This window comes from Vibrio sp. SNU_ST1, assembly GCF_030563405.1.
Taxonomy (GTDB): domain Bacteria; phylum Pseudomonadota; class Gammaproteobacteria; order Enterobacterales; family Vibrionaceae; genus Vibrio.
This window is the reverse complement of the sequence record NZ_CP130748.1, coordinates 2,658,030-2,677,435: the sequence shown is the minus strand read 5'-3', so window position 1 is coordinate 2,677,435 and position 19,406 is coordinate 2,658,030. Positions and strand designations below refer to the sequence as shown.

The 19,406-nt window shown below is 44.8% G+C and carries 16 protein-coding genes and 10 tRNA genes; 24 read left to right on the top strand and 2 right to left on the bottom strand.

Translation table 11 applies throughout. The features are described 5' to 3' along the window. The first annotated feature begins 47 nt into the window (after positions 1-47). The 21 genes from Q5H80_RS11700 to luxS all read left to right on the top strand — a co-directional run bounded on the left by Q5H80_RS11700 (position 48) and on the right by luxS (position 14,391). Positions 48-1,229 carry an aspartate kinase gene (locus tag Q5H80_RS11700; protein WP_009847620.1) on the top strand — a complete coding sequence of 394 codons (1,182 nt, stop codon included), beginning with the start codon at positions 48-50 and terminating at the stop codon, positions 1,227-1,229. Positions 1,230-1,321: 92 nt separating this feature from the next. Next, a complete protein-coding gene (gene csrA, locus Q5H80_RS11695) occupies positions 1,322-1,519 on the top strand; it encodes a carbon storage regulator CsrA (protein WP_009847619.1) in 198 nt (65 codons plus the stop codon). A 474-nt stretch (positions 1,520-1,993) separates the two neighbouring features. Then, positions 1,994-2,086, top strand: a tRNA-Ser gene (locus Q5H80_RS11690). Positions 2,087-2,132: 46 nt separating this feature from the next. Beyond that, positions 2,133-2,209, top strand: a tRNA-Arg gene (locus Q5H80_RS11685). 44 nt (positions 2,210-2,253) lie between these two features. Then, positions 2,254-2,346 (top strand) — tRNA-Ser (locus Q5H80_RS11680). 84 nt (positions 2,347-2,430) lie between these two features. Beyond that, a tRNA-Arg gene (locus tag Q5H80_RS11675) sits at positions 2,431-2,507 on the top strand. An 84-nt stretch (positions 2,508-2,591) separates the two neighbouring features. Continuing rightward, positions 2,592-2,668: transfer RNA gene (locus tag Q5H80_RS11670), tRNA-Arg, on the top strand. A 71-nt stretch (positions 2,669-2,739) separates the two neighbouring features. Continuing rightward, positions 2,740-2,816: transfer RNA gene (locus Q5H80_RS11665), tRNA-Arg, on the top strand. A gap of 71 nt (positions 2,817-2,887) precedes the next feature. After that, positions 2,888-2,964, top strand: a tRNA-Arg gene (locus Q5H80_RS11660). Positions 2,965-3,035: 71 nt separating this feature from the next. After that, positions 3,036-3,112: transfer RNA gene (locus Q5H80_RS11655), tRNA-Arg, on the top strand. Positions 3,113-3,213: 101 nt separating this feature from the next. Next, positions 3,214-3,290 (top strand) — tRNA-Arg (locus Q5H80_RS11650). A 101-nt stretch (positions 3,291-3,391) separates the two neighbouring features. Continuing rightward, a tRNA-Arg gene (locus Q5H80_RS11645) sits at positions 3,392-3,468 on the top strand. A gap of 374 nt (positions 3,469-3,842) precedes the next feature. Then, the gene (locus Q5H80_RS11640; protein WP_004741884.1) at positions 3,843-4,100 is read left to right on the top strand and encodes an oxaloacetate decarboxylase subunit gamma; all 258 of its coding nucleotides are present in this window, start codon (positions 3,843-3,845) and stop codon (positions 4,098-4,100) included. A gap of 31 nt (positions 4,101-4,131) precedes the next feature. After that, positions 4,132-5,916, top strand: coding sequence for a sodium-extruding oxaloacetate decarboxylase subunit alpha (gene oadA, locus Q5H80_RS11635; RefSeq protein ID WP_304564845.1), 1,785 nt, complete (start codon positions 4,132-4,134; stop codon positions 5,914-5,916). 9 nt (positions 5,917-5,925) lie between these two features. After that, positions 5,926-7,056, top strand: coding sequence for a sodium ion-translocating decarboxylase subunit beta (locus tag Q5H80_RS11630; RefSeq protein WP_009847617.1), 1,131 nt, complete (start codon positions 5,926-5,928; stop codon positions 7,054-7,056). 173 nt (positions 7,057-7,229) lie between these two features. Beyond that, the gene (locus Q5H80_RS11625) at positions 7,230-8,183 is read left to right on the top strand and encodes an NADP-dependent oxidoreductase (protein WP_135444290.1); all 954 of its coding nucleotides are present in this window, start codon (positions 7,230-7,232) and stop codon (positions 8,181-8,183) included. A gap of 6 nt (positions 8,184-8,189) precedes the next feature. After that, complete coding sequence (locus Q5H80_RS11620; RefSeq protein WP_017097357.1) at positions 8,190-8,651, top strand: YqaA family protein; 462 nt, start codon at positions 8,190-8,192, stop codon at positions 8,649-8,651. A 9-nt stretch (positions 8,652-8,660) separates the two neighbouring features. Further along, the gene (locus Q5H80_RS11615; protein WP_304564844.1) at positions 8,661-11,519 is read left to right on the top strand and encodes a pitrilysin family protein; all 2,859 of its coding nucleotides are present in this window, start codon (positions 8,661-8,663) and stop codon (positions 11,517-11,519) included. A gap of 99 nt (positions 11,520-11,618) precedes the next feature. Continuing rightward, a complete protein-coding gene (gshA, locus tag Q5H80_RS11610; protein WP_304564843.1) occupies positions 11,619-13,187 on the top strand; it encodes a glutamate--cysteine ligase in 1,569 nt (522 codons plus the stop codon). Between the two features lie 10 nt (positions 13,188-13,197). Continuing rightward, positions 13,198-13,848: a hypothetical protein gene (locus Q5H80_RS11605; protein ID WP_304564842.1), complete on the top strand. Its 651-nt coding sequence runs from the start codon at positions 13,198-13,200 to the stop codon at positions 13,846-13,848. Positions 13,849-13,872: 24 nt separating this feature from the next. Then, entirely contained in the window at positions 13,873-14,391 is a 519-nt protein-coding gene (luxS, locus tag Q5H80_RS11600; RefSeq protein ID WP_304564841.1) for an S-ribosylhomocysteine lyase, read from the top strand. A gap of 160 nt (positions 14,392-14,551) precedes the next feature. Here the strand turns inward: luxS and Q5H80_RS11595 are convergent, their stop codons facing one another. Continuing rightward, positions 14,552-15,823, bottom strand: a complete 1,272-nt coding sequence (locus Q5H80_RS11595; protein WP_304564840.1) for an HlyC/CorC family transporter — start codon at positions 15,821-15,823, stop codon at positions 14,552-14,554. A 127-nt stretch (positions 15,824-15,950) separates the two neighbouring features. Then, positions 15,951-16,745 carry an inner membrane protein YpjD gene (locus tag Q5H80_RS11590; protein ID WP_065678058.1) on the bottom strand — a complete coding sequence of 265 codons (795 nt, stop codon included), beginning with the start codon at positions 16,743-16,745 and terminating at the stop codon, positions 15,951-15,953. Between the two features lie 200 nt (positions 16,746-16,945). Between Q5H80_RS11590 and ffh the strand changes: the two genes are divergently transcribed. The 3 genes from ffh (at position 16,946) to rimM (ending at position 19,382) form a co-directional block, all read left to right on the top strand. Further along, positions 16,946-18,340 (top strand): signal recognition particle protein, encoded by a 1,395-nt coding sequence (gene ffh / locus Q5H80_RS11585; RefSeq protein ID WP_004735506.1) that lies wholly within the window; start codon positions 16,946-16,948, stop codon positions 18,338-18,340. Positions 18,341-18,552: 212 nt separating this feature from the next. Further along, positions 18,553-18,801, top strand: a complete 249-nt coding sequence (rpsP, locus tag Q5H80_RS11580; protein ID WP_004735508.1) for a 30S ribosomal protein S16 — start codon at positions 18,553-18,555, stop codon at positions 18,799-18,801. Between the two features lie 26 nt (positions 18,802-18,827). Further along, on the top strand, positions 18,828-19,382 hold the full coding sequence (gene rimM / locus Q5H80_RS11575; protein ID WP_009847609.1) for a ribosome maturation factor RimM: 555 nt from the start codon (positions 18,828-18,830) through the stop codon (positions 19,380-19,382). Positions 19,383-19,406: the final 24 nt, after the last annotated feature.

Below are 19,406 nucleotides of genomic sequence, written 5' to 3'. Positions count from 1 at the left end.
TTTGTCATATATAGACATTGGTCTTGGGAAGGTGAGGACGGGTGAAAATGCCTCTTATCGTGCAGAAATTTGGTGGAACGTCGGTGGGTTCAATTGAACGAATCCATCATGTAGCAGAAAAAATCATTGAAGCGAAAAATGAAGGGAACCAGATCCTGGTTGTCGTTTCTGCTATGTCAGGTGAAACAAATCGGTTAGTTAACTTAGCTTCACAAGTTGATAGCGTACCAAACGCTAGAGAGTTGGATGTGCTGTTGACGGCCGGAGAACAAGTTTCCATGGCTTTGTTAGCGATGACGTTGCACAAGTTGGGTTATGAAGCGACATCGATGACTGGCTATCAAGCCAAAATACACACCGATTCTAATCATAATAATGCGACGATTGAGCGTATTGATACCGCTCCTATTAAAGCGCTGTTAGATGATGACCAGATTGTCATTGTTGCAGGTTTTCAAGGCGTTAATGCGAAAGGTGATATCACAACCTTAGGGCGAGGTGGTTCAGACACCACAGCCGTTGCGTTGGCGGGCGCCCTTCAAGCGAAAGAGTGTCAGATATATACCGATGTTGATGGCGTATATTCCTGCGACCCTAGAGTGGTTAAGCAATCTAAGAAATTAGATACCTTAGACTTTCCCTCTATGGAAGAAATGGCTCGCAGAGGCGCTAAGGTTTTACACCTTCCATGTGTTCAACATGCGTGGCGACATAATGTACCATTGAGAGTGCTTTCGAGCTTTGAAGAAGGCGAGGGAACTCTTATCGCGGGTAATGACTGTTTGAATGATATTGCTGGGATAGCTATTCAAAGAGATATGGTTCGCATCGAGTGTTTGAATCAAGATTTACCGTCTCTCATGTCGCATTGCCATTTATTAGGGATTGAAGTCTGTAGTGTGATCGAGGAAACAGAACGGGCAGCACTCATTATCAAACCGGACATTAGTGCTAAATTAAAACTAGTTTTTGACGAGAAAATCCGTAATAGTGAACAGGTTAGTTTGTTAACTGTGGTAGGAAGCCGAACACAAGAAATTGTGGTCAGTTCACATGGATTGTTGTCTGAAGGCGAAATTGATGTACAGCATCACTTATTGCAACAGCAGTCTTTAACTTTGGTGATATCACCAACGCAAGTCGATATGGCTGCTAACATATTACACAATGCATACATCGTAGCGCGTGAAACACAGGGTTATCCTAAAAAAGAAGTGCATTTTGGTTAAATAAACTCAATCGATAGTTTACGAAAATATAACTTTTGTTGGATAATGCTCGCGTAGCTAGATAAATTTAGAGATTACTCAAGGAGCAAAGAATGCTAATTTTGACTCGCCGCGTTGGCGAAACACTGATGATTGGTGACGAAGTAACAGTTACTGTACTAGGCGTTAAAGGTAACCAAGTACGTATTGGTGTTAACGCACCTAAAGAAGTATCTGTTCACCGTGAAGAGATCTACATGCGCATTCAAGCTGAAAAAGGTAATGGTAACGTTGCACCTGGCAACTACTAATACTTTTGCGTAGAGAAGAGGCTAGCATTGTTGCTAGCCTTTTTTGATCTTGGGGGAATGGAAATACGTATGTGAACATCGATGAGGTGGTAGCGGGTTAGTCTCAACGCGGTGAAGTGAGAGCTTTATGACGTTATGAAATACAAATAGGATCGATCATCGCTATTACACGGTATTTTGTCTGCGCAAACTCAAGATTTGTTAGCTTCCCCTATGGCGCAAATACGCATCCCGTAGTATTGTGCAAACAGCGGTAGCACTTGCTGCTGGATAAATTAGATAATTGTTTTCGGCTATTTATTATTGCCAATCTTTCACCTTAATTTTTAAGGGAAAAAGCGCGATTTGAAGCTTATAAGTTCAATTTGCAAGCGCTTTGATTAAATAGCAAACGGTTGAGTGTTTTTGTCCAATTTTTTTCAATAAAGTGTTTGACATATTTTCGGTAAAACGTAATATGTGCCTCCGCAAGACGGTGAGGTGGCCGAGAGGCCGAAGGCGCTCCCCTGCTAAGGGAGTATGTGGTTTGTAGCCGCATCGAGGGTTCGAATCCCTCCCTCACCGCCATTTCTTGCACGTTTGAATTTGCAAGCAAACACAGAAGTAATAATGTGCGCCCTTAGCTCAGCTGGATAGAGTACCTGGCTACGAACCAGGCGGTCGGAGGTTCGAATCCTCCAGGGCGCACCATTCTCTTTACTCTTACTTGTAAGTGTTTCGAGAATAATGAATAAGGTGAGGTGGCCGAGTGGCCGAAGGCGCTCCCCTGCTAAGGGAGTATGTGGTTTGTAGCCGCATCGAGGGTTCGAATCCCTCCCTCACCGCCATTCATTACAGGCCTATGGCCTTTTTTTTGTTTCGTAGAAACAGAATGTGATATATTTCACAACTTCTTCTCTTGAAGATACCGTGCGCCCTTAGCTCAGCTGGATAGAGTACCTGGCTACGAACCAGGCGGTCGGAGGTTCGAATCCTCCAGGGCGCACCACTATTTAGGGTTTTCATTAATCCTGATGTTGAACGTTTAGTTTTGCTTTATTTCCTTAACTGAAAGCTTAATGTCAAAACCGTTGCGCCCTTAGCTCAGCTGGATAGAGTACCTGGCTACGAACCAGGCGGTCGGAGGTTCGAATCCTCCAGGGCGCACCACTATTTAGGGTTTTCATTAATCCTGATATTGAATGTTTAGTTTTAACTTGATGCTCAATATCGAAACCGTTGCGCCCTTAGCTCAGCTGGATAGAGTACCTGGCTACGAACCAGGCGGTCGGAGGTTCGAATCCTCCAGGGCGCACCACTATTTAGGGTTTTCATTAATCCTGATGTTGAATGTTTAGTTTTAACTTGATGCTCAATGTCGAAACCGTTGCGCCCTTAGCTCAGCTGGATAGAGTACCTGGCTACGAACCAGGCGGTCGGAGGTTCGAATCCTCCAGGGCGCACCACTATTTAGGGTTTTCATTAATCCTGATGTTGAATATTTAGTTTTAACTTCATACTCAATATCGAAACCGTTGCGCCCTTAGCTCAGCTGGATAGAGTACCTGGCTACGAACCAGGCGGTCGGAGGTTCGAATCCTCCAGGGCGCACCACTATTTAGGGTTTTCATTAATCCTGATGTTGAACATTTAGTTTTGCTTTATAGTATTAACTGCTTTATTGCCTTAACTAACAGCTCAATATCGAAACCGTTGCGCCCTTAGCTCAGCTGGATAGAGTACCTGGCTACGAACCAGGCGGTCGGAGGTTCGAATCCTCCAGGGCGCACCACTATTTAGGGTTTTCATTAATCCTGATGTTGAACATTTAGTTTTGCTTTATAGTATTAACTGCCTTATTGCCTTAACTAACAGCTCAATATCGAAACCGTTGCGCCCTTAGCTCAGCTGGATAGAGTACCTGGCTACGAACCAGGCGGTCGGAGGTTCGAATCCTCCAGGGCGCACCACATTATTAGAGAAAGCCTCGTTTTTACGAGGCTTTTTTTATGTCCGTTGTAATGTTGTTGCAATAATGTTAAATTTAAGTATTTTTAACTTGTTGTATTTAAAGTGATTCTTGATTGCTTCTTTGTTATTCCACCTTTCTCATATCATTTCTCCTAAAAGCCCCGTTTAAGTCACAGTTTAAATATCTAAAAATGACTCATTTGACAGATTTATGTGATCTGATAGGCGAATAATTAACCTTATGTGTGCGTTATCCGTAACAGAACCTTAAACAAAATTGACAAACTTTTACCAATCGAGATAATCCATGGGTCGGGATCACTATTCGCTGAAATCCTGCACCTATGTCAGGATGACGAAGAAAGGAAGCAACATGACTAATATTGGAAGCCTGCTAGGAGATGCGGCGACTCTAATGATAACGGGGATGTCCGTTGTCTTTATTTTCTTAACTATTCTAGTTTACCTCGTTCGGTTGATGTCAAAACTGGTACCAGAAGAAGTACCGGAGCCGATCGCAGCACCTAAAAAAATTCAAAAATCACAATCAAACCCTTCAGCTGTTAGTCCACAGGTAGTGGCAGCAATTTCGGCCGCGGTTCATCAATACCGTGCGTCTACTGCTAAGTAGCATTTAAAGGATTAAAAAGGAGTTTATGAGCATGTCTAAACCACTAGCTATCACAGATGTGGTACTTCGTGACGCGCACCAGTCACTATTTGCTACTCGTATGCGTATCGAAGATATGCTGCCAATTGCGGCAGAACTGGATAAAGTCGGTTACTGGTCACTTGAGACTTGGGGCGGCGCAACGTTTGATTCGTGTATCCGTTTTCTTGGAGAAGATCCGTGGGAACGTTTGCGAGAGCTGAAAAAAGCGATGCCCAACACACCAATGCAGATGCTACTGCGTGGTCAAAATTTATTGGGTTACCGTCACTACGCGGATGATGTAGTAGAAAAGTTTGTTGAACGTGCCCATAGTAACGGCATGGACGTATTCCGTATTTTTGATGCGATGAATGACGTACGTAACTTTGAAACCGCAGTGAAAGCAACGATTGATGTTGGTGGTCACGCTCAAGGTACGTTGTCTTACACAACCAGTCCGGTTCACAACTCAGATACGTGGGTTGATTTGGCTAAGCGCCTAGAGGATCTAGGTTGTCATTCACTATGCATCAAAGATATGTCAGGTTTATTAAAACCCTATGAAGCGGAAGAGCTGATTACACGTATCAAAACATCGTGTGACGTTCCTCTAGCATTGCATAGCCACGCGACAACGGGTCTATCGACAGCAACAGCGGTTAAAGCCGTTGAAGCGGGTATTGATATTCTAGACACTGCTATTTCTTCAATGAGCTGTACTTACGGGCATACGCCAACCGAAACGGTTGTTGCTATGTTAGAAGGCACAGAGCGCGACACGAATCTCAAACTAGACCAAATCGAACCAATCGCGGCTTACTTCCGTGATGTACGTAAAAAGTATGCGAAATGGGAAGGCCAGCTTAAAGGTGTCGATTCTCGAATCTTGATCGCTCAAGTTCCTGGCGGCATGTTAACCAACATGGAAGGCCAGCTTAAAGAGCAAGGCGCTGCCGATCGCATGGATGAAGTTCTAGAAGAGATCCCACGCGTACGTAAAGAGTTGGGTTACATTCCTTTGGTAACACCTACTTCTCAGATTGTCGGTACTCAAGCGGTTATCAACGTTCTAACGGGTGAGCGCTACAAGAGCATCACTAAAGAGGCTGCGGGTCTACTGAAAGGTGAATACGGTCAAGCTCCTGCTGAAGTTGATGCTGTACTGCAAGCGAAAGTGTTAGATGGTGCTGAGCCAATCACGTGTCGTCCTGCTGATTTACTTAAGTCTGAAATGGATACGTTAACGACTGACCTTTTAGAAAAAGCGAAATCAGATGGTATTTCACTCGCTGAAGATACCGTTGATGATGTACTGACGTACGCACTATTCCCACAAGTGGGCCTTAAGTTCCTTAAAAACCGTCACAACCCTGAAGCATTTGAACCTGCACCAACGGCTGAAGCTGCAACTCCTGTTGCGGCTGCACCACAACCTGCTGCTGGCGGTATTGAGAGCTACAGCGTGAAGGTTGATGGTCAAGTTTATGATGTTGAGGTTGGCCCTCAAGGTGAACTGACATCGGTATCTCCATCTGCGAAACCAGCACAAGCGGCCCAAGCAGCACCTGCTGCGGCTTCTGATGCAGAAGCAGTTCCAGCTCCATTGGCCGGCAACATCTTTAAAGTCATCGTTCAGGCGGGTGCTGAAGTGGCCGAAGGTGATGTTCTGCTGATCCTAGAAGCGATGAAAATGGAAACGGAAGTTCGAGCTGCTCGCAGTGGTATCGTTCAAGAATTGAATGTTAAAGAAGGCGATGCAGTTACTGTAGGCGCTCCACTACTAAGCTTAGCGTAAGGGAGTACCATGGAAGGATTGATGACCTTATGGTCTGAAACAGGGATTGCTAACTTTGAGTTCGGCCAGATCTGTATGATGTTGGTTGGTTGCTCACTGTTGTTTTTGGCAATTCGCAAAGGGTTTGAACCTTTACTGCTGTTACCTATTGGTTTTGGTGCTGTATTAGCCAATATTCCAAATGCTGGATTCACGGATCCCGGCGGTTTGCTTTACTACGTTTACTACATTGGTATTGAAACTGGCATTTTCCCACTGCTGATCTTTATGGGTGTTGGAGCTATGACGGACTTTGGTGCGTTGATTGCTAACCCTAAAACACTGTGGCTCGGGGCAGCTGCTCAGTTTGGTATATTCGCAACGCTATTTGGCGCGATCTTGCTGAACTATGTACCAGGAATGGAGTTCTCAATGGCAGATGCTTCGTCAATTGCGATCATTGGTGGTGCCGATGGCCCAACCGCGATCTTTTTGGCGAGCAAGCTATCTCCTGATCTATTAGGTGCGATTGCGGTAGCGGCGTATAGCTACATGGCTTTAGTTCCTATTATTCAGCCACCAATCATGAAAGCGTTAACGTCTCCTGAAGAGCGCCAAATTAAGATGGCTCAACTTCGTCATGTAAGCAAAGCTGAGAAGATCCTTTTCCCGCTAGCTGTACTGCTGATGACGATTTTGTTCCTACCTTCAGCAACCCCTCTAGTAGGTATGTTCTGTTTGGGTAACTTAATGCGTGAAGCGGGTGTGGTTGATCGTCTTTCAAAAACAGCCCAAAACGAACTGATTAACGTTGTGACTATTTTCCTTGGTCTAGGTGTTGGCTCTAAGCTTCAAGCAGATACTTTCTTGAATTTAGAGACGCTAGGTATTTTAGGTTTAGGTGCGGTGGCGTTTAGTATTGGTACGGCTGGTGGTGTATTGATGGCGAAGCTGCTGAACCGCTTCTCGAAAGAAGACATTAACCCACTGATTGGCGCAGCTGGTGTATCAGCGGTTCCGATGGCGGCTCGTGTTGTAAACAAGGTTGGACTTGAGGCAAATCCTCAGAACTTCCTGTTGATGCATGCGATGGGTCCGAACGTAGCGGGTGTACTTGGTAGTGCCGTTGCTGCGGGTATCCTATTAGCTCTCGTAGGTTAATGAGTTACTTGGCTATGCTGCTCGTTACGTTAATTGGTCGTCAATTTACGCATGAGCGGTTAACTTCGCCTTATTAAATGGTTTATAGTCAAAGGGATGCTTTCGCATCCCTTTCTTTTTATTAATTAGGGTGCTTACTCATCAGGGCTTCTATCAATCAAGGAAATGTGGAAATGGAAAATAAACAGATTGCGATTACTCAATTCGGCGGCGTCGAAAACCTCAGTATTCAAACCAGTGCTATTCCTGAGCCTAAGGCCGGAGAAGTGGTGGTTAAAGTTTCCTTTTCAGGCATTAATCCTATTGATGTCAAAACCCGAGCTGGCCTTGGTTGGGCCGCGGCACAGAATAAAGATAACCTTCCTTGGGTACCTGGTTACGATATTTCAGGGCAAATTGTCACGCTAGGCGAACAGGCAGAGCGTTTTACTGTTGGTGATAACGTAGCTGGCTTTATTGGTTTTCCACTGCAAGGTGGCGGTTATAGCCAGTATGTGTGTGTTCCAGAGGTCGCATTAAGTATGGTCCCAGACTCGGTTGCGTTAGAAGCAGCTGCAGCATTACCACTCGCTAGCCAAACCGCAGCACAAGCGCTTAACAAAGCGGAAGTGAAAGAGGGCGATCGCGTACTTATCTTAGCGGGCGCCGGCGGCGTTGGTCATCTTGCGGTTCAAATCGCAGTGGCTGCAAAAGCTGAGGTTTACACGACCTGCAGCGAAGCCAACCTTGATTACCTTGCTACGTTAGGGGCTCATGCTATTAACTATAAATTTGCGCCAGCATCGGAAAGAGTCTCTGATGTTGATGTACTGATTGATTTAGTGGGGGGTGATACCGCGCTTGATGCGTTGAAGTGTTTGAAAGATGGTGCGAGAGTGGTAACGGTGCCTACGCTGTCTGCTGAATTAATTTGCGAGAAAGCGACATTATTGGGTTTCACCGCTTCAGGTATGCTCGTTGAGCCAAATCCAGAGCAAATGGACACTATGCTTTACATGGTTAGCGTAGGATTGCTCAAAACAGAAATTCAAACTATCTACCCGTTAGATGAAGCACAGTCGGCGCATCTACAAGTAGAAACCGGACACACCAGAGGCAAGGTATTACTTAAAATGCAAGAAGGTTGATATGCAGTGCTAGAGTTCTTTAATTCTCTTTTTGAAAACATAGCGTTGTGGTTTTCTGACTCGGCGCTGTGGGTGCTCTTCATTAGTGGCTTCTTGAGTGCCACATTGTTACCTGGGGGCTCAGAAGCAAGCCTTGTGGCAGCATTGAGCTTAGAACAGTTCTCAACATCATCAATCATTCTTCTGGCGACACTCGGTAATACTTTAGGCGGGCTGACCAACTATTGGATTGGTTTGTGGCTGCCTAATCGAACTCAATCTGAAAAGCATGGTCATAAGGCTATGGCTTGGCTGAGCCGCTATGGCTATTGGACACTGTTATTCAGTTGGTTGCCGATCATTGGTGACCCTTTGTGCTTAGCTGCGGGTTGGTTAAGAATGAAATTTATTCCTAGCGTTATTTTGATAGCGATTGGCAAAGCCGCTCGCTACAGCTTACTTGCTGCTATCTACTTCGGTTTTTTCTAAGGAGAACCCATGAAAAAGGTTTTACTTGGTACATTTTCTCTTATCGCCATTGCAGGCTGTTCTTACAATGTACCTAGCTCAACACCCTTCTTTTCCTCGTTACCTGAAGGTGTCACTCTGTTAGAAGAGGTTAAGCCTTCTAAAGATAAAGTGGTGATCCCTTACACCAAATATCAGCTTGAAAACGGCCTGACAGTTATTCTTTCTCCTGATGATTCTGATCCTCTTGTGCATGTGGATGTGACCTATCATGTCGGCTCAGCTCGTGAAGAAATAGGCAAATCGGGCTTTGCTCATTTCTTCGAACACATGATGTTCCAAGGCTCTGAGAACGTCGGTGACCAGCAGCACTTTAAGATCATTACCGAAGCGGGTGGCTCGTTAAACGGCACCACTAACCGTGATCGTACTAACTACTTTGAAACCGTTCCATCTAACCAACTTGAGAAAATGTTGTGGTTAGAATCAGACCGAATGGGTTTTTTATTGGATGCGGTTTCTCAGAAGAAATTCGAAGTTCAAAGAGGCACGGTTAAAAACGAACGTGCTCAAAGTTATGAAAACCGTCCTTATGGCTTGATGTGGGAACGCATGGGTGAAGCGCTTTATCCTGAAGGTCACCCTTACTCATGGCAACCAATCGGTTATGTGGAAGATCTAGACCGTGTTGATGTGAATGACCTTAAGGCGTTCTTCCTACGTTGGTACGGCCCAAATAATGCGGTACTGACTATCGGTGGTGATATCGACGTTGATGACACGCTAGAGTGGGTTAATAAGTACTTTGGCCCAATCCTTCAAGGTCCGGAAGTTAAGGCTGCTGAGAAGCAACCAGCTGTTCTAGCAGAAGATAAGTACATCACCTTAGAAGACAACGTTCGTCAGCCGATGGTGCTTGTTGGTTGGCCAACAACCTACCGGGGTGAAGATACGCAAGCTTCACTGAATGCGCTGTCTAACGTGTTAGGTTCAGGGACCAACAGTTATCTGTACCAAAACCTTGTAAAAACGCAAAAAGCGGTGAGTGCAGGCTCTTTCCACGATTGTGCTGAGCTCGCTTGTACTATGTATGTCTATGCGATGGGGGACTCAGGTGAAAAAGGGGATTTGACAGTTCTAAATAAAGAACTGATGGAAACCCTAGAACAATTCTCGAAAGGTGGTGTGGAACAAGATCGTCTAGATCAAATTACCGGCATGGCTGAAGCGAATGCGGTGTTTGCACTGCAAAGTGTTAGAGGCAAGGTTTCACAGCTCGCGTCAAATCAAACCTTCTATGGCCAGCCTGATCGTATTGAATCACAACTCGATCAAATCCGAGCTGTTACCCCTGAAAGCGTAAGCAAGGCGTATCAAGATTTTATCGAAGGTAAGCACAAGGTTACCTTGAGTGTGGTTCCTAAGAAAAAACTCGATTTAGCGGTTCGCGAGGCTACATTTAGCACTCCTGCTCGTACCCTTCCTGAATACAGCAAGGTGACAGAAGAACAATTGGATTTCAGAAAGGCACCGAACACATTTGATCGCAGCGTGATGCCTGAAGTGAACTTTGGTGTTGAAGCGACCATGCCTGAGCTGTATCGCATGCATTTTGCTAATGGTACTGACTTGATTGGTACTGTGACCAGCGAAACGCCGACAGTGCAGCTACAGATTCAACTCCCTGCGGGTGAGCGCTATGTTGGTAAAGGTCAAGAGGGTTTGGCGAATCTAACTGCATCGATGATGGAAGAAGGTTCGACTAAACGAACGGTTGAAGAGTTACAGGCTACCTTAGATAAGCTTGGTAGTAGCGTTAGCATTAGTGCCGGCAGCTATACCACAGATATTTCAGTCTCGACGTTAGAGAAAAACCTACCTCAAACCTTAGCTATCGTGCAAGAAGTTCTATTCGAGCCTAAGTTTGATGTTCAAGATTTCCAACGCGTTAAGAGTCAGATGTTAGAAGGCGTAGTCTACCAGCATCAACAACCGAGCTGGATGGCTTCTCAAGCAACCCGAGAAGTGTTGTTCGGTAGCACTGTTTTTGGTCGAGCGAGTGATGGCACCAAGGACTCTCTAGAATCGTTAACTCTAGACGATGTAAAACTGTTTTACAGTCAGCACTATACTCCTGAGGGAGCTAATATTGTTATTGTAGGGGACATCTCGAAGGAGGAGGTTGGAAAGCAGCTTCAGTTCTTTGAAGAATGGCAAGGTGACGCTGCACCACTCACTCGTCCACAGATCATCAAGGAGCTTTCGGGCCAGAACTTGTACTTAGTGGATAAGCCGGGAGCACCACAAAGTATTGTACGCTTAGTTCGTAAAGGGTTACCGTTTGATGCGACCGGTGAATTGTATTTAAGTCAATTGGCTAACTTTAATTTAGCCGGTAACTTCAATAGCCGTATCAACCAGAACCTGCGTGAAGACAAAGCCTACACTTACGGTGCAAGCGGATACTTTGCGAGTACGCGTGAAACTGGTGCGGTAGTGTTTAGTGCTCAAGTTAGAGCCAATGCGACGGTTCCATCGATTCAAGAGTTTATTGCTGAGCTAAATGAATTTAGTCAGAGTGGATTAACTGACGAAGAGGTGAAATTTATGCGCCTTGCCGTCGGTCAACAAGATGCGCTTAAATACGAAACACCAAGCCAAAAGGCTGGATTGTTGAGTAATATTGTTGCGCTGAGCCTTGATGACGACTACCTACAGCAGCGCAACCAGATAGTAGAAACGGTTTCAAAAGAGACTTTAAATGAGCTCTCGAAGAAATGGTTTGACCCGAATGATTATCAAATAATTGTTGTTGGTGACGCGACTTCGCTGCGCCCTCAATTAGAAAAGTTAGATATTCCAATAGAAGAGCTTGAAATCATTCGTTAGAGTACACATTAAAGGGGGAGGGAAGAGATTCTACTTTTCTCCTCCAACCTAATTTATGATAGTTCTAATAAGAACAATATAAGATAAGTGAACAGAATTTTGACTGATTTTGCTGCGCGACTAAAGCAAGTTGCAACCAACCCTAAGACCTTCTCTCAATTTGGTCGTGGTGTTGAAAGGGAAACATTGCGCTACACGGAAGATGGGCATCTTGCTACTGGGCCGCACCCTAAGGCTTTAGGATCTGCGTTGATGAACGAATGGGTAACGACCGATTTCTCTGAGTCGCTACTGGAGTTTATCACGCCTGTTTCTAACGACGTTCCGACGCTTTTGAATCAGTTGTCTGATATCCATCACTTCACGCAAACCAAGTTAGACGGCGAAAAGCTGTGGCCACTCTCTATGCCTTGTTATGTGGGGAGTGAAGATTACATTCAGCTAGCGCAATACGGTACTTCTAACAACGGTAAGATGAAGACGCTATATCGTGAAGGCCTAAAGCGTCGCTACGGTAGTCTGATGCAGATTATTTCGGGTGTTCACTTCAACTTCTCTTTCCCAGAAAGCTTTTGGGACAGTCTGTTTGGAGAGCAAACCGAAGAAGCGCGTTGCGAAGCTAAATCAGATGCGTACTTCGGTTTGATTCGTAATTACTACCGCTTTGGTTGGTTAATCCCATACTTCTTCGGTGCTTCACCTGCGCTATGTTCTTCTTTTATCAAAGGAAGAGAAACCAACCTACCTTTTGAAAAGGTTGGAGAAACACTGTATCTACCCAAAGCAACGGCATTGCGCTTAAGTGACCTTGGTTACACCAACAGTGCGCAAAGTGTATTGAAGATTGGTTTCAACAGCCTAGACCAATACCTTGAAGGTTTGAATCAAGCGATTCGCACACCATCTGAAGAATTCGCGGAGATTGGCACTAAGGTTGATGGGGAATACCGTCAGCTAAATAGCAACGTACTGCAAATTGAGAATGAGCTTTATGCTCCAATCCGTCCTAAGCGTGTGGCGAAAAGTGGCGAGAAACCATCTGAAGCACTGGCTCGTGCTGGTGTTGAGTACATCGAGGTTCGCTCTTTAGACGTAAATCCATTCAGTTCAATTGGTATCAATGAACAGCAAGTTCGCTTCTTAGATCTATTCTTAACGTGGAGCGTGTTATCAGACTCTGCTGAGATGGATAACTGCGAGCTTGAATGCTGGCGCGATAACTGGAATAAGGTGATCTTAGAAGGTCGTCAGGTTGGTTTAGAGCTCAAGATTGGTTGTGATGGCGAAAGACTGTCTCTGCAAGACTGGGCTAAAAATGTATTCAAAGATCTTCGAGTTATCGCTGAGTTGATGGATGCTGAGCAAGGTGGGCGTGCATACCAAGAAACGTGCGATACGCTTGAAGGTTGGATTGATAACCCAGAGCTGACCATTTCTGGCCAGTTGCTAGAAGAGACCAAAAAATTAGGTGGCTTGGGTAAAGTTGGCTGTGCGTATGGAAAAACGTACGCTCAGCAACACAAAGCACACCAATATAAAGTTTACTCAGCTGAGTTGATGGAAGCAGAAGTTCAACGCTCTGTCACTGCTCAGCAACAAAGTGAAGAAGCAAGCACGCAAGATTTTGATAGCTTCTTGACGGATTATTTTTCGTATCTAAAAGCATAGCGAGACTTTGGTGGAAAGGAAGCAAGCCTTATTAGGCCAGTCTACTCATGTGGGTGGAAAATGGTTACCTGTCGTGACTGTTGGTGTTGTCTCTAGCCTATTAGTTGGATGTGCGACGCCTCCACCTAAGCAGCAAGATAATATATGTAGCATCTTCAGAGAGCACCCTTCGTGGTATGAAGATGCACTCGATATGCAAGATGAGTGGGGCACACCGATTAACGTCGCGATGGCTTTTGTGAAACAAGAGAGCAGCTTTCGTCATGATGCGCGCCCGCCTAAAGATTACATTCTTGGTTTTATTCCTTGGGGGCGTGTAAGCAGTGCCTACGGTTATGCACAAGCCCAAGACCCTGCTTGGGAAGACTTCCAAAAGGCGACCAATAACGGTGGTTCGAGAACCAACTTTGATGATGCATTAATGTTCATCGGTTGGTACACCAGCGAGACGCGCCGTCAGTTAGGGATCTCATTATGGGACCCGTATAACCAATACCTGGCTTATCATGAAGGCCGTGGTGGCTATAAGCGCAAATCATACAACAGCAAACCATCGTTGATTAAGGTGGCTCGCAAAGTCGAACAGCAAGCAAAAGATTATGGATGGCAACTTAAACAGTGCCGTCAAGAACTAGAAGACAATCGAAGTTGGTTTTTTTAAAGCCAACCGTCATGGAGAATAGTAATGCCTTTATTAGATAGTTTCACTGTTGATCACACACGCATGAACGCACCAGCAGTTCGTGTTGCTAAAACAATGCAAACCCCAAAAGGGGACACTATAACGGTGTTTGACCTGCGTTTTACTGCGCCAAACAAAGATATCCTATCTGAGAGAGGTATCCATACTCTAGAGCACTTATACGCTGGATTCATGCGTGCTCATCTCAATGGTTCTACGGTTGAGATCATTGATATTTCACCGATGGGTTGTCGTACAGGTTTCTACATGAGCTTGATTGGTACGCCTTCTGAGCAGCAAGTGGCTGACGCTTGGTTAGCGGCTATGAAAGACGTATTGAAAGTTGAGAATCAGAATAAGATCCCTGAGTTGAATGAATACCAATGTGGTACAGCTGCGATGCACTCTTTGGATGAAGCGAAAGAGATTGCTAATGTCATCATTGCTGCAGGTATCTCTGTAAACAAAAATGATGAATTGGCATTACCAGAGTCGATGCTTCAAGAGCTTAAAATCGACTAATCACTTTTCTTTACTTTAGATGCGCTTCACTCTAGATACATTTCAATCTAGAGGCAGAGCGAGTTTGATACTAAAAGGCCCGGTTCAATGAACCGGGCCTTTTGTTGTAGAGGGACTTAGTTGGTAACTCAGTTGGTTACTTTCATGTAATTAGTCGCCTTTATCCGTTTACGATCTGCGGAAACACACGCACCAGCTTGATGCGGTTCTCTTCGAGTTCAACGATTTCCATTGGGTGACTGGCAACCTGAACACTCAGGTGACTCTCTGGAATATCTTCAAGATGCTCCAGTATCAAACCATTAAGTGTTCTTGGTCCATCGGTAGGCAGTGCCCACTGCAAACCTTTGTTGATATCTCGGATATTAGCGCTGCCTTCAATCAAGAAGCTACCATCGCTTTGCGGTGTGATCTCTTCAGATAAACTTGGTGCGATTGAAGTCGTAAATTCTCCCACGATCTCTTCGAGAATATCTTCGAGGGTAACCAAACCGTTAATATCGCCATACTCGTCAACAATCAAACCGATACGCTGTTTGTTGCGTTGGAATTTAAGCAGTTGGGTATTAAGCGGTGTCGATTCCGGAATAAAGTAGATCTCATCTGCAGCACGCAGCAGGGTCTCTTTATTGAATTCGTTCTTTTCGAGCATCAAGCGATAAGCTTCACGTAGCCTCAGCATGCCAACCACTTCATCTATCTGATCACGGTACAGCACGATGCGACCATGAGGTGAATGAGTGAGCTGACGCACGATCGATTTCCAGTCGTCATTGATGTCGATGCCAGTGATTTCATTCCTAGGCACCATTATGTCATTCACGGTGACGTGTTCTAAATCGAGAATAGACACCAACATATCTTGGTGACGCTGTGGTATTAGGCTACCCGCTTCATTTACTACCGTTCTGAGTTCTTCTGAGCTTAGATGATCGGTTGCATCATGGTTGGCTTGAACGCCTAAGATACGAATGAAGCCATTGGTAATAAAGTTGACCAAGATAACCAATGGAGATAACACCTTCATCAGTATTATCAATAGAATACTGCTGGCGTAAGAAACTCGTTCAGGGAAAAGAGAAGCGATGGTTTTTGGTGTAACCTCAGCAAACACGAGGATCACTAGGGTCAGGGCTCCGGTTGCGATTGCAACGCCGATGTCTCCGTAGATACGCATACCAAGAATAGTCGCGATCGCGGATGCAAGAATATTGACGAGATTGTTGCCGATGAGAATAAGGCCAATCAATCTGTCTGGGCGACTTAGAAGTTTTTCTACGCGTTTGGCACCTTTATGGCCCGTATTGGCCAAGTGCTTTAAACGGTAGCGGTTCAAGGACATCATGCCCGTTTCGGAACCAGAGAAATAACCAGAAATTACAATGAGACACGCGAGTAGCGCAAATAAGATACCCGTTGATATGTCGTCCAAAACTATTCTTTTCCTTTTTGTGTATCTTGATTAATTTATGACCGAACATGGTCGAGATGTCAATTGAATGTATCGTACTCAATATTTTAAAGACAAGGTGTGTGAGACCTTGCCTTCATTATACAGATTAATTCAGGATTATTTCCTGAACGAAGCGGCTACCGAAGTAAGCTAATGTGAGCATGGTGGCACCCGCAAGGGCAAACCATGTGACTTTTTGCCCACGCCAACCTTTCTGATAGTGGCCCCACAGAAGGATGGAATAGATAACCCAAGCTATAAAAGACAATACCGCTTTATGTGCTTTACCTTGAGCAAACATATCTTGTACGAAGATAAGTCCAGTTAATAAAGTACCTGTTAACAAACCATTACCGATTAAAATGATCTTGAAAAGCTGTCTTTCCACCATCATTAAAGGAGGTAGGTTAGGATTTATTACTAACGCTTTTTTCTTTTTAAGTTTGTGATCTAGCCACGCGAGTTGCATAGCGTATAGCGCACCGATGGTAAGTGTCGCGTATGAGAACAGAGCTAAAGATATGTGTAGCAACAGCTTTGGGTCATTCTCTAAGTGTTTGATGAAGGTGCTAGGAAGAAAAGTGGCAGCCATTAGATTTAGAGCAGCGAAGCTATAAACAACAGGCAAGATGAACCACAAACGGGTTTTGAGCATAGCACCGCTCATGACCACAGATATGATTAAACTGATTAAAGAAGCAACGTTTAAGATACTGAGGTTTTGACCACTGGCATTAAAGATTAAATCGCCAAGCAACCAAGCATGGAAAGCTAAAGCAAGTAATGCGCTGATAAACACCGTTTTTACACGGATTCCTGTTTGGTGCACGAGACCTGGAATGATCGTGAAAATCGCCATTGTATAAAGAAAGGCTGCTGCGATCGCAATAAGACTGTCCATGGTATCCATTTAAATGATTACTAATTGGCGAATTATACCTCGCATCGCTCTTTGGGGCTATGGTGAACCTCATTCAATTCCAAGTGAATAATGTCTCACATCACATGCGTGGATGATTAACGCTCCACAACGGGTATGACTCTAATCCGCGCTAATGTATACTCACAGTAATAGTCGCAGTTTTGAGCGAAGAGAAAACTATGTTTGATAATTTAACGGATCGTCTATCCAAAACGCTGAAAAACATCAGCGGTAAAGGTCGCCTGACCGAAGACAATATTAAAGAGACGCTGCGTGAAGTACGTATGGCGCTACTTGAAGCCGACGTTGCACTGCCAGTTGTCCGCGATTTTGTTAAGCGCGTAAAAGAAGGCGCTGTAGGTGTTGAGGTTTCTAAATCTCTCACACCGGGTCAAGAGTTCATTAAGATCGTTCAAGCTGAACTTGAAGCTGTGATGGGGGAGTCTAACGAGGCTCTTGACCTAGCAGCACAACCGCCAGCAGTTATCTTAATGGCGGGTCTACAAGGTGCGGGTAAAACCACATCGGTAGGTAAGCTATCTAAGCTCCTGACTGAGCGTGATAAGAAGAAAGTTTTGGTTGTGTCTGCCGACGTTTACCGTCCAGCCGCGATCAAACAGCTTGAAACCTTAGCAAGCGATGTGGGTGTTGATTTCTTCCCATCTTCAGCTGACCAAAAGCCTCTTGATATTGCAAACGCTGCAATCGACCACGCGAAGAAGAAATTCTACGACGTGCTAATTGTCGATACTGCCGGTCGTTTGGCTATCGATGAAGAGATGATGGGCGAGATCAAAGAGCTTCATACTGCCATTAAACCAGTAGAGACGTTGTTTGTTGTTGATGCAATGACAGGTCAAGATGCTGCGAATACTGCAAAAGCCTTTGGTGATACGCTACCACTAACCGGTGTTATCTTGACGAAAGTTGATGGTGATGCGCGTGGTGGTGCAGCACTGTCTGTTCGTCATATCACAGGCAAACCGATTAAATTCTTAGGTGTTGGTGAAAAGACTGACGCACTAGAACCATTCCACCCAGATCGTGTTGCTTCTCGTATTCTAGGTATGGGCGACGTACTGTCTCTTATTGAAGATCTACAGAAGAACGTTGATACCGAGAAAGCAGAGAAACTGGCTAAGAAGTTCAAAGAGAAGAAAGGTTTTGACCTTGAAGACTTCCGCGAGCAACTTGGTCAAATGAAAAACATGGGCGGCATGATGGGCATGATGGATAAGCTTCCAGGTATGTCTCAGCTACCAGACAACGTTAAAGATAAAGTTGATGACAAGATGTTCAAGCAGATGGAAGCGATCATCAACTCTATGACAATGAAAGAGCGTCAACGCCCTGATCTAATCAAAGGCTCACGCAAAAAGCGTATTGCCGCTGGTTCTGGTACGCAAGTACAAGATGTAAACCGTATGCTTAAGCAGTTCACCCAGATGCAGAAGATGATGAAGAAGATGCAGAAAGGTGGCATGAAAGGCATGATGCGCAACATGCAAGGCATGATGGGCGGCGGTGGAGGTATGGGCGGAATGGGTGGTGGTTTTAACCCGTTTGGCCGATAACCTACAAATGTAAGCTTTAGCTACGTTACTTTTCATAGTGTTAGCCGTGTCACAGAAAGTGTACGGAAGCTATGTTGGTGAAAAAATAGCTAAAGCCCTTGCATTGCCCCGGAATAAGAGTAAAATTCCGGGGCTTTAATTTGGCACGAGACCCCAAGCTATTTACTTATACTTGGGGTTAATTATTTTATTAAGAAAGCAAAGAGGACGACATGGTAACCATTCGTTTGGCACGTCACGGTGCAAAGAAGCGCCCATTTTATCAAATCGTAGTTGCGGATAGCCGTAACTCTGTAACTGGCCGTTTCATCGAGAAAGTAGGTTTCTTTAACCCTACTGCTCAAGGTCAAGAAGAAGGTCTACGTCTAGACCTAGATCGTGTTAACCACTGGGTTGGTCAAGGCGCATCTCTATCTGACCGCGTAGCTAAGCTAGTTAAAGACGCTCAAAAAGCGGCTTAATTCTTTTTTAAAAAGAGAAATAGCTTATGTCGATGAAGGGTAAAGAAACGATGAGCGAGCAAAACGAAAGAATTGTTATGGGTAAACTTGGGTCTACCTATGGTATTCGTGGCTGGCTTAAAGTGTTCTCCTACACAGACAATGCTGAAAGCATATTTGATTACAGTCCTTGGTATTTAAAGCTAAAGGGCGAGTGGGTTGAGTATAAAGTTGAAAGCTGGAAACGTCATGGTCAAGGCTATGTCTGTAAGCTAGCGGGATTAGATGTACGTGAAGACGCGCAACTGATGACCAACTTTGAAATTGCTATTGACCCTGCTTCATTACCTGAATTGTCAGAAGATGAATTCTACTGGCGCGAATTGTTCGGTATGCAAGTTTTTACCACTAAAGGTTACAACCTTGGTGAGGTCACTGACCTATTAGAAACTGGCTCGAACGATGTTCTAGTAATAAAAGCAAATCTTAAAGATGCTTTTGGCCAAAAGGAACGGTTAATCCCGTACCTTGAAGAGCAAGTGATCAAGAAAGTTGATCGCGAAGCTCGCCGGATCGAAGTTGACTGGGATCCTGGATTCTAACTCCAAATTACAGAGCGAGAGAAC